This window comes from Thiocapsa sp. (assembly GCF_035467215.1).
Classification (GTDB): Bacteria; Pseudomonadota; Gammaproteobacteria; order Chromatiales; family Chromatiaceae; genus Thiocapsa.
This window is the reverse complement of sequence record NZ_DATITZ010000312.1, coordinates 1-2,681: the sequence shown is the minus strand read 5'-3', so window position 1 is coordinate 2,681 and position 2,681 is coordinate 1. Positions and strand designations below refer to the sequence as shown.

The 2,681-nt window shown below is 64.0% G+C and carries 2 protein-coding genes; one reads left to right on the top strand and one right to left on the bottom strand.

Annotated elements, in window-relative coordinates:
- Window positions 1-199 precede the first annotated feature (199 nt).
- On the bottom strand, window positions 200-1,867 hold the full coding sequence (ettA, locus tag VLR48_RS17000; protein WP_325292929.1) for an energy-dependent translational throttle protein EttA: 1,668 nt from the start codon (window positions 1,865-1,867) through the stop codon (window positions 200-202).
- A 241-nt stretch (window positions 1,868-2,108) separates the two neighbouring features.
- Between ettA and mobB the strand changes: the two genes are divergently transcribed.
- Window positions 2,109-2,651: a molybdopterin-guanine dinucleotide biosynthesis protein B gene (gene mobB / locus VLR48_RS16995; protein WP_414718620.1), complete on the top strand. Its 543-nt coding sequence runs from the start codon at window positions 2,109-2,111 to the stop codon at window positions 2,649-2,651.
- Window positions 2,652-2,681: the final 30 nt, after the last annotated feature.

Below are 2,681 nucleotides of genomic sequence, written 5' to 3'. Positions count from 1 at the left end.
CTCGGCAATTGCGGACATCCTCTCGCGATAATCCCAGGCGACCAAGCCCAAGGTCAGGGGCGCGCCGCTCAGGGCGATCAGATAGCCCCGTGTTGCCAATCGCGTCGAGGCGGGAACAACCCTCCAGGGTTTCCAGGGATGCCGAATCAAACGGTTCAGACGCAGACTCATGGTCGGGCGCAGGCGGCCCCGCGGCCGTCTAGGCGGTGAGCCTCCGATATTTGAGCCGGTGCGGCTGATCCGCCTCGGTGCCCAAGCGGCGATGCCGATCGGCTTCGTAGTCGGCGTAGTTGCCTTCGAACCAGGTCACCTGCGAGTCGCCCTCGAAGGCCAGGATGTGCGTGGCGATGCGATCCAGGAACCAGCGATCATGGCTGATCACTACGGCGCAGCCCGGGAAGGTCAGCAGTGCCTCTTCGAGCGCGCGCAAGGTCTCCACATCCAGGTCGTTGGTGGGCTCATCGAGCAGCAGGAGATTGCCGCCGCTCTTGAGGAGCTTCGACAGATGCACCCGGTTGCGCTCCCCGCCGGAGAGATCGCCGATGCGCTTTTGCTGATCGGTGCTCTTGAAGTTGAAGCGGCTGCAATAGGCGCGCGAGGACATCTCGTAGCGACCGACCACGATGTTGTCGGCCCCGTCGGAGATCTCCTCCCAGACGGTCTTGCTGTCGTCGAGCGAATCGCGGCTTTGATCGACATAGGCGATTTGTACGGTTTCGCCGATGCGCAGGTTGCCGGCGTCGGGTGTCTCCTGACCGGTCAGGATGCGGAAGAGCGTCGTCTTGCCGGCACCGTTCGGGCCGATGATGCCGACGATGCCGCCCTTGGGCAGGGTAAAGGAGAGATTGTCGTAGAGCAGATTGTCGCCGTACGCCTTCTTCAGCCCCTCCGCCTCGATCACCAGGTCACCCAGACGCGGGCCGGGCGGGATGTAGATCTCGTTGGTCTCGTTGCGCGCCTGAAATTCCTGGGACTGCAGCTCGTCGAACCGAGCCATGCGCGCCTTGCTCTTGGCGTGTCGGCCCTTCGGATTGGAGCGCACCCACTCCAACTCGTGTTTCATGGACTTGATGCGCGCCTGCTCCTGCTTCTGCTCCAGCTCCAGACGCTGCTCCTTCTGCTCCAGCCAGGAGGAATAATTGCCCTCCCAGGGGATGCCGTGTCCGCGGTCGAGCTCAAGGATCCAGCCGGCGACATTGTCCAGGAAGTAACGGTCATGGGTGACGGCCACGACGGTGCCGGGATACTCGTGCAGGAAGCGTTCGAGCCAGGCGACGGATTCGGCGTCCAGATGGTTGGTCGGCTCGTCGAGCAGCAGCATATCCGGCTTGGACAGCAGCAGACGGCAGAGTGCGACTCGGCGGCGCTCGCCCCCCGAGAGCTTGGTCACGTCGGCGTCCCAGGGCGGCAGGCGCAACGCATCCGCGGCGACCTCCAGGGTGCGCTCCAGATTGTGTCCGTCGGTGGCCTCGATCAGGTTTTCGAGATCGGCCTGCTCCTTGGCCAAGGCGTCGAAGTCCGCATCCGGCTCCGCGTAGGCGGCGTAGACCGCATCGAGTCGCTCCAAGGCCGCCGTGATATGGCCGAGCGCCTCCTCGACATTGCCGCGCACGTCCTTGGTTGCGTCGAGCCCCGGCTCCTGCGACAAAAAGCCGATCTTGATGCCGGGCTGAGGACGCGCCTCGCCTTCGATCTCGGTATCCAGACCAGCCATGATCTTGAGCAGGGTCGATTTACCCGAGCCGTTCAGACCGAGCACGCCGATCTTTGCGCCCGGGAAAAACGACAGCGAGATATCGCGCAGGATGACGCGCTTGGGCGGCACGATCTTGCCGACCCGGTTCATTGTAAAAATGTATTGAGCCATGGATTCGGGAGTCTTTTCGTCGGGACGATGTCGTCGAGGGACTGGATTTCGCGAGGAATGCGCGGTGGTGCGCTGCGTCGGTCGTGACCGGGACAGGGGCCGACCGCTTCTGCGCGTCATTCTGCGCCGGCCTTCGAGAAATGTCCAAGGCGTGGGCTGCGCCCACGTGTTTAGAATGGCGTCGAACAGGCGCGTCCCGAAAAGGCGATGCCGTCTCCGAAGCGCACCGAGGATCACACCGATGGGCGAGACAATCATTCCCGTGGTCGGCTTTGTCGCCCCGAGCGGGTCGGGCAAGACCACCTTGGTTCGACAGGTCGTCGCCGTCCTCGGCCGTCGCGGCCTGCGCGTCGGCTACCTCAAGCACGCGCACCATCGCTTCGACCTGGACGTACCCGGCAAGGACAGCTACGAGGTGCGCGAGGCCGGTGCGCATCAGACCCTCCTGGCATCCAAGGCGCGCTGGGCGTTGCAGGTCCAAAATCCGGTGCAGGGCGAGGACCCGGACCTCTATCGGATGCTCTCGCGGTTCGAGCTCGAGCGGCTCGATCTGATCCTCGTGGAAGGCTTCAAACATGCGGACTATCCGAAGATCGAGGTCCATCGGTCGGCTACCGGGGAAGCGCCGCTCTATCCGAGCGATCCGGGCATCATTGCCGTGGCCACCGACGTGCCCCTCGCGGTGGAGCCGCCGCGTGTCGTCCTCCCCCTGAACGCACCCGAGAGCGTCGCCGATTTCATCCTCTCGCATCTCGACGACATCCGCTTGCGCATTGCCTCCTGACCCGCTTCAGGCCAGCGAAAAACTCGGACA